Source organism: Mycobacterium sp. E796 (assembly GCF_001672815.1).
Taxonomy (GTDB): Bacteria; Actinomycetota; Actinomycetes; order Mycobacteriales; family Mycobacteriaceae; genus Mycobacterium.
In genome coordinates this window covers 1-7,635 of the sequence record NZ_LZKK01000345.1, presented here as the reverse complement: position 1 = coordinate 7,635, position 7,635 = coordinate 1, and the positions used below count along the sequence as shown (strand labels likewise).

Annotated in this window: 8 protein-coding genes; 4 read left to right on the top strand and 4 right to left on the bottom strand. The window is 70.6% G+C overall.

Annotation, left to right across the window (positions count from 1 at the left end; translation table 11 throughout):
* Nucleotides 1-1,980, top strand: a 1,980-nt coding sequence (locus A5706_RS28350; protein ID WP_369831969.1) for a hypothetical protein, incomplete at its 5' end; no start/stop codon positions are given.
* A 5-nt stretch (nt 1,981-1,985) separates the two neighbouring features.
* On the opposite strand, the gene A5706_RS28345 is transcribed toward A5706_RS28350, so the two are convergent.
* Complete coding sequence (locus A5706_RS28345; RefSeq protein ID WP_231985448.1) at nt 1,986-2,234, bottom strand: cutinase family protein; 249 nt, start codon at nt 2,232-2,234, stop codon at nt 1,986-1,988.
* Between the two features lie 31 nt (nt 2,235-2,265).
* Between A5706_RS28345 and A5706_RS33320 the strand changes: the two genes are divergently transcribed.
* Together A5706_RS33320 and A5706_RS28340 are read left to right on the top strand one after the other, a co-directional pair.
* Nucleotides 2,266-2,403: a hypothetical protein gene (locus A5706_RS33320; RefSeq protein ID WP_156767392.1), complete on the top strand. Its 138-nt coding sequence runs from the start codon at nt 2,266-2,268 to the stop codon at nt 2,401-2,403.
* A 147-nt stretch (nt 2,404-2,550) separates the two neighbouring features.
* Nucleotides 2,551-2,847, top strand: a complete 297-nt coding sequence (locus A5706_RS28340) for a PE family protein (RefSeq protein WP_068138721.1) — start codon at nt 2,551-2,553, stop codon at nt 2,845-2,847.
* 187 nt (nt 2,848-3,034) lie between these two features.
* Here A5706_RS28340 and A5706_RS28335 read toward each other — a convergent pair whose 3' ends face one another.
* The 3 genes from A5706_RS28335 to A5706_RS28325 all read right to left on the bottom strand — a co-directional run bounded on the left by A5706_RS28335 (nt 3,035) and on the right by A5706_RS28325 (nt 6,968).
* A complete protein-coding gene (locus A5706_RS28335; protein ID WP_068138727.1) occupies nt 3,035-4,447 on the bottom strand; it encodes a PE family protein in 1,413 nt (470 codons plus the stop codon).
* A 177-nt stretch (nt 4,448-4,624) separates the two neighbouring features.
* Nucleotides 4,625-5,407 (bottom strand): SDR family oxidoreductase, encoded by a 783-nt coding sequence (locus A5706_RS28330; RefSeq protein ID WP_068138718.1) that lies wholly within the window; start codon nt 5,405-5,407, stop codon nt 4,625-4,627.
* Nucleotides 5,408-5,471: 64 nt separating this feature from the next.
* The gene (locus A5706_RS28325; protein ID WP_068138713.1) at nt 5,472-6,968 is read right to left on the bottom strand and encodes a bifunctional phosphatase PAP2/diacylglycerol kinase family protein; all 1,497 of its coding nucleotides are present in this window, start codon (nt 6,966-6,968) and stop codon (nt 5,472-5,474) included.
* A 24-nt stretch (nt 6,969-6,992) separates the two neighbouring features.
* Between A5706_RS28325 and A5706_RS28320 the strand changes: the two genes are divergently transcribed.
* The coding region (locus A5706_RS28320) for a hypothetical protein (RefSeq protein ID WP_068138710.1) at nt 6,993-7,635 on the top strand (643 nt) is incomplete at its 3' end.

The window sequence follows — 7,635 nt, the reverse complement described above, 5'->3', positions numbered from 1 at the left end:
GTATTGGACATCGTGCTCGGCGTGTCGATGGCACCGGCGTCGATCCAGATGGTCGTCTTGGAAGGCGAAAACGCCGACGGCGCAACGGTAGAAGAGGACGAGTTCGACGTCACCGCTGCCGACGACCCGGCCACGGCGAGCGCACCCGACCAAGTGGTCGCCGCCATTCTCGGCACCCGTGAGGGCGCCGCCGATGCTGGCCTCGAGCTGTCGGCGATCGGTGTGACGTGGACCGATCAGTTCGAGGCGGCCGCTTTGCGCGACGCGCTGGCCGCCCACAAGATCGAGAACGTCATGCTGGTGTCGGCGTTTCTGGCAGCGGCGGCGCTGGCCCAAAGTGTCGGCGGCGCAGTCGGTTACGAGCGCACCGCAGTGCTGTACGTGGAGCCCGACACCGCAACTCTGGCCGTCGTCGAGACCTCCGACGGCTCCATCGCCGACGTCTACAAGCAACCGATCTACGCCGAGTCCTACGGCGAGGCGATCACACAACTCAGCGGCATGGTCGCCGGACTGGAGAAGATGGAGCTCGCACCCGACGGGCTGTTCCTGGTCGGCTCGGGCGTCGACATCGCGCCGATCAAGCCGGCGCTGGAATCGGTGACGTCGCTTGACGTGAGCGCGCCGGAGGAGCCCGAGACCGCCCTGGCCCGTGGTGCTGCCCTGGCCTCGGCGAATGCGCCGTTGTTCGCGTCGTCGACCGCCGCGCTGGCCTACGCACAAGATCCGGGCACCGGTGCGCTCGACGCGAGTACCCTGCCCGAATACCTGCGCATCGCCGATGCCGAGGCGGACGGCGACGAATTCGCTTATAGCGCAGTGGAAGACGACGAGGCAAGCGCACCGACCGTCGTCATGGACGTCGCCGATCAGGATGAAAGCGAGCCCCGTTCCAGGCCGGACCTGCTGGTCGGTAGCGCGGTGGCGGTCGCCGCTATCAGCGCGGCGATGGCGTTGGAGATCGCGCTGTCGGTCGGCGTCCACACGACCGTCGGAATGCTGCCCGCGCCACTGCAAAATCTCCTCGCCCCGGCAGAGCACGTATTCGCGCCTGCGCCTTGGCAAGTGGCCGCCACCAAGGCGGAGGCACCCAAGCCGTTGACTCTAACCGCGGGTTCGCCACCGGCAGCGCCGGTCCCGGCCGCCGCGGCTCCTGTGCCTCCTCCGCCCGCGGCCCTGATTCCGCCGGCTCCGGTCCCCGCGGCTCCCGTTCCGGAGGCTCCGGTTCCTGTCGCGCCGGCCGTGCCGTTTCCCGTGGTCGTGGTCCCGCCGATAGCTCCGCGCCCCCTTCCGCAGGTTTGGTTCTCCGACCCGCCAGCGAGTCCGCCCCTGATCCAGGCGCCGCCGCATCCGTCGCCGCCGGCCGAGCCACCGCCCGTCCACGTCCCTCCGCCGCACTCGCCGCCACCCCACCAAACTCCGCCGGGCCACGGGCCCGGGACAAATCCCGGTGGTACGGAAGGGGCGCCCCCCGGTAATGGGGGCGGAGGGCCCGCCAACGGCCCGGGCCCCGGCCACGGGACACCCGGCGATACGCCCCCCGAAAGCGGCGAACCGGGCAGCGGTCCCGGCCCCAGCCACAGCGCCCCCGGCGAAACGCCGCCCGAGAGCGGCGGGCCCATTGGTGGTCCCGTGCCGGGCCACGGCAACCCTGACGGCGCGCCGCCCGAGAGCGGCGGACCCGCCACCGGTTCCGGTCCCAGTCACGGCAACCCCGGCGGCACGCCTCCCGAAAGCGGCGGACCGGTCGGCGTTGGCACGCCTCCTAGCGGCGGTGGACCCCTCGGCGGCGCCGCGAGCCCGGGCAGCAGTGGACCGGTCGGCGCAGGCGGCAGCCCAGGAAGTAGTGGGCCCGTCGGCGGTGGCGGCGGCCCAGTTGGCGGCGGCAGCTCCCTCGGCGGCGGCCACAGCTCCGGCGGCAGCTCCATCGGCGGCGGCAGCTCCGGCGGCGGCCACAGCTCCGGCGGCGGCCACCACTAGCCGTCCTACAGCCTGCCGGCGGCGAAGCTGGCGGCCTGATCCACCAATCCCGAGTCGATGTACGACGGCTGCAAATGCGACGGCCAATTCAGCCCTCTCCCGCAGATGGGGTCGCCCGGCGCACACTGGTCGATCGTCTTGCCGGCGAAGGCGGGGGCGACTCCATGGCTGCCGTTCCCGAACAGTACGACCGCTGCGATGTGCTGATCGACACCCGGCGGACAGTGGGCCAGCAAATGGTACGGCCGACGCATCAGCGGGTATGCCTTCTGGCAGGAGCGAATCATGGATCTAGTACTGGTAGCCGGGTTCGTGGCAATTTTCGCGCTCTGGTCGTTGGCGATCCGGCTCGGCTATCAAGCCAGACGGCGGCATCTGCCGCGCGACGGGCACCGAGAGAGCAGCGATCCGTCACTATTTTGATGAAATAGTCGCGGCCTCGTAGGTAGATCTTGTTCTGCGCAATCTTTGTCAGTCGGCTAAATACAGAAGGCGACTTGTGAAAATGATGGCTTTCGGGCGATACTTTTGCAATCTCGAATGGCTCGATGACGCGCTAGGAGGACGGGCATGTCGGATCTGATCGCGGCGCCAAAGCTAATTGGCAGCGCCGCAACGGATTTGGCGACCATCGGGTCAACACTGAGCGCCGCGAACAGCGCGGTTGCCGCCACCACGGCCTCGGTGCCGGCCGCGGCCGCCGATCAGGTATCCGCCGCTGTGGCGCAGTTGCTCTCCGCGCACGGCCAGGAATACCAGGCGATCGCGGGCCAGGTGGAGGCATTTCATCAGCAGTTCACGCAGAACTTGCAGGCCGGCGCGGGGGCTTTCGCCAGCGCTGAGGCCGCAAACGCCGCGGTGATGTAGCCCCTCGGCGGGGTCGCCGACGGCGCCGCCAACCCGGTGGTCCAGTGGTTCTTGGTCGACTTGCAGAACTTAATCGGCCGTTTCCTATTCTTTTTGTTTGCACCAATTCTCGACCCGATAATCAACTCATTAGCCAACGCCATTGCCACGGCAATTGTGCAAGGCCTCTTCAAGTAGCGACCGCAAATCACCCCGGTAACCCGTTAGCCCCGTTCGGGCCGAACAGGTAATACCCACCGAAGCCGCCTTGTCCGCCGACGCCGGGGACGGCCCCGAAGCCGCCGTTGCCGCCCGCGCCGCCGATGCCGAAGAGCAGGCCGCCGTAGCCGCCCTGGCTGCCGTTGCCGCCGAACGCCAGGCCCGCCGCACCGTAGCCGTTGCCGCCGTGGCCGCCGAGGCCGAAGAGCAGCCCGCCAAGGCCGCCGAGCCCGCCGGTACCGCCGTGGCCGCCGGCCTGGGCAACCCCGCCGTCGCCGCCGGCCCCGCCGATGCCGAAGAAGGAACCCCCGGCGTAGATGCTGCCGGCGCCGTCGCTGAACACGTAACCGTTGTCGCCGCCGTTTCCGCCGGGGCCGCCGGTGCCGCCCGGCGTCAGGGCGGTGCCGCCGGCGCCGCCGAGGCCGCCGAGGCCGAAGACGAGACCGCTGCCGCTGCCGCCCTGGCCACCCTGGCCGCCGATGTTTCCGGCGCCGACGGCCGCCCCGCCGGCGCCGCCGTCGGCCCCGGTGCCGATGAGGTTGAAGAGGGCGCCGCCGCTGCCGCCGTCACCGCCGACGCCCGCGAGCCCGTTGCTGAAATTGAGGCTGGACCCGCCGGCGCCGCCGGCGCCGCCCAGGCCGTAGATCAAGCTGCTGCCGTTGCCGCCCGCGGCGCCCCAGCCGGCCACGAAGCCGTTGCCACCGGTGCCACCGACGCCGCCGTTGCCGATCAGGAACCCGCCGTTCCCGCCGAAGCCGCCGTCGCCGCCGACGCCGTTGACGCTGACACCGCCGGTCCCGCCGCCGCCCCCGTTGCCGAAAAGTCCGACGGCGCTGCCGCCATTGCCGCCGAAGCCGGCCACGCCGGCGCCGATCGCGTTCCCACCGTTGCCGCCCCGGCCGCCGTTGCCGAACAAGAACCCGCCGCTGCCACCGCTGCCGCCGTTCTGGCCGGGGCCGCCGGATCCGCCGGCCCCGCCGTTGCCCCACAGCAGCCCGCCGTTCTGGCCGTTGGCGCCGGTGCCCGGGGTGCCGTCGGCGCCGTTGCCAATCAGCGGGCGCCCCAGCAGGGCCTCGAAGGGCGCGTTGATGTCGTTGAGGAGCCCCTGCAGGGGATTGGCGTTCGCGGCCTCGGCGCCGGCGTACGAGGCCGCGCCCGCGTTGAGCAGCTCGACAAACCGCTGGTGAAACGCCGCCGCCTCGGCGCTGATCGCCTGGTAGGCCTGCGCGTGCGCGCCGAACGTGGTCGCGACCGCCGCGGAGACCTCGTCGCCGCCCGCCGCCACCAGCGCCGTCGTCGGGGCCGCCGCCGCGGCGTTGGCCGCGCTGATCGTCGAACCGACGTTCGCCAGATCCGACGCCGCCGCCGTCACGTACTCAGGGACCGCAACCAAATAGGACATCCCGACCTCCGACCGACGCGGCGACCGCCCATAGTCGCCGAATGCCAAAATCGTGTATCGCTTGCCCGGCCTACCGATCCCAAGTTTCAGCGGTCGTCGCGGCGACGCTAAGAGCAAACACTCGATCGCTGAGGCACGGCTAGGCGGGGACTGTGTTGGCGCTGTTAAACAGTGGCCTCACAGCGTGGGAATCATGCCCCCGTCGATCGCCACGCCGGCCCCCATCATGTTGGCGAAACGATCGCTGGCCAGCATCAGCACCAGGTCGGCGACCTCCTCGGGCCTGGTGAACCGCCCCGATACCGTGCTGCCCGACGCGAACTCTTCGGTGACCTGTTCGGCCGACTTCCCGTTGGGGGCGCCCAACACGGACGCCAGCCCGTCGCGACCGAGCCAGAAGTCGGTGACGACGGGGCCCGGTTCGACGGTGTTGACGCGAATGTTCTTGGGCCCGAACTCTTTTGACAGCGACTTGGCCAGGTTGCTGAAGGCGGCTTTGGCCGCGCTGTAGTCGGTGACCATCGGAAGCGGCAGCCGCGCGTTGACCGATCCGACGTTGACGATCGCCCCGCCGCCATTGGCGAGCATGGGCGGCAGGGCGGCCCGGATCGCGCGCACGCTGGCCATGAAATCGAGGTTGAAGGTCTGCTGCCACATGTCGTCGGTGATCGCGAGGAAGCCGTCGAGCCGCGGAGCGCCGAAGCCCACGTTGTTGACCAGGATGTCGAGCCGATCGCCGGCCGCGGCCACCAGGCGGGCGGGACCGTCGGGCTCGGCCAGGTCGACGGTGACCGACTCGACCGAGCCCGCGTCGGCCAGCTCGGCCAACTCGGCGCTGATCGTCCGCGACCCGGCGATCACCCGAGCGCCCTCCTCGACGAAACGACGGGTGATCGCCAGGCCGATGCCTTTACTGGCGCCGGTCACCACCGCGACTTTGCCGCCCAGACCCAGTTCCATCCCCGCTCCCCTCGCCGGCCGCGCTCGTGGTCAAACATACTGCAGCCAAGCCCTTTCCGGGACCTCAGCAATCCGGCTGCGGCCGAAACACCGACAAGATGCGGTATTTCGCGCTGAAACTCGCGTGGTCGTATCGCTCGCCGACCTCGCCGTCGTGGGCGATGACCGTCGGGCCATCGACGGCCGAGAAGCTGAACTCCGGCACCTGCAACTCGTGGTAGAGCGGGCTGCGCGGCAGGCGTCCCAGCGCCAGCGCGGTCAGGATCCTGGTCCGCGCCCACGGGTGGCCGGTCTCCAGGATGCGCACGTCGATCAGGCCGTCGTCCATGCGGGTGCGACGGGACGGCGCGAATCCGCTCGGCAGGTACACCGAGTTGCCGAGAAACAGCAGCGACGTCTGCAGGGTCTTGTTGTCGTAGCGGATGGTGACGGGCCGGTCGGTGCGCAGCGTGCGCAGCAGCGCGTAGAAGCCGGCCACCGGCTTGCCGACGCGCTTCTCCAGCTTTTCGCGTCGCTGCACGAACTTCGGGTAGGCGCCGATGCTCGCGGTGTTGAGGACCATCCGAGATTCGTTGAGGCACACCAGGTCGACGCGGGACACGCTGCCGCGTCGGATGGCGTCCACCGTCTTCGCCACGGTGTCGCAGCCGATGTCCTTCGCGAAATGGTTGAACGTGCCCCCGGGGAAGACCGCCAGGGGGAGTCCGGCGTCGATGGCGACCGACGCCGCGGCCGCCACGGTGCCGTCGCCGCCGCCGACCGCCAACACCTCGGCGCGCTCGGCCGCGCTGCGCAGCGCCGGCTCGGGATCGTCGTCGGGCCCCAATTCGACGATCTCGGCCTTGGGCAGTTCGGCGCGGACCTCGTCGACGATGCGGGCGCCGGTGCCGCTCCCCGACGACGGGTTGATGACGAGGACGACGCCGGAGCCGTCGGGGCGTTGCGGGGTGTCGACGAGCAGCGGTTCGGTCCGGGGCAGCGTGGTTTCGACGATCGGCGGGACGAGCCGGCCGCCCAGCACCGCGAGGCCGGCGCCGATGCCGAACCCCGCGAGGACGTCGCCGGGGTAGTGCGCGCCCGTGGCCACCCGCGACAGCCCGACCACGCCGGCCAGCAACGCCAGGACGAAGCCCAGCGGTGGATTCTCCAGGCCCACCCCGACGGCGAACGCCGCGGCGCTGGCCGAGTGTCCCGACGGCAGCGAGTTGGATACCGGACGGCGGCGCACCCGCCTGACCAGGGGCACCGACGCGTAGACGGGCCGCGGGCGCCGTCGGATTCGCTTGGCAACCTGGTTGGTGATCAGGCTGGTGGCGCCGAGCGTCACGACGCCGCGGGTCGCGCCGCGCTGCGCGGACGGTTTGCCCGACGACAACAGCGCCGCCGCGATGGCCAACCACAGCTTGGAGTGGTCGGCCGCCCGGGTCAGCGGTGGCATGAGGGTGTCGAGCAGCGGGGTAGGCGTCTCGGCGATCGTCTCGAATAGCTCCCGATCGAGGGTGCCCAGTCCGCGGGTGATCTGTGTGACGCGGCGCGGGCGTTGCCAGGGCAGCCTGTTCATTGACTCCACCCTAAATTGGCAAGCGTGCGGGCAAACGGCTACTGGCAGGCGTGGCGGGAAAACGCCCGACGCCGCGGCGTGCCCGAGGACGCCGTCGCCGAGATCGCCCGGCGCCACGCCATCAGGCCGGAGAGCTTTGCGATCCTCGGGCAGGCCGAGGAGATCAAGGACCCGCACGGCAAATCGTTCTTCCTGTTGCCGCCGGGGATCAGCGGCGACGACGCGCGCGCGGCGACCCTGCTGACCTACGTCCTGAACGCGGGGACCGACTACGGCAAGGCGGGCCGGCGGCCCGCTGATTTTCCCGAGACGCCGTACTGCGCCGCCGAGGTCGAACGAATCATCAAGCGGCAGAACGCAAATCGCTGGAGTTACTCGCGCGACGTCCGGTTCGTTCACCGCAACGGCGGGCGCCTGGTGACGACCCCGAACGGCATCCTGATGGGCGTGGGCGGCAATTGGCTGCAGCGGCAGTTCAGCCGGCGGGGCGGCACCACCTGGGGCGACATCTTCATGGTCAACGGCGGCCCGCTCAGCGATCCGGCGGAGCGGCTGCGCCGGATCGTTCGGGGCAGCCCCGACCTGGACCGGGTGCTGCACCACGAGGAACGGCACTGCCGGCAGTGGGCGGCGAAGGGCTACCTGGGCATGCTCGGCGGCTACGGCT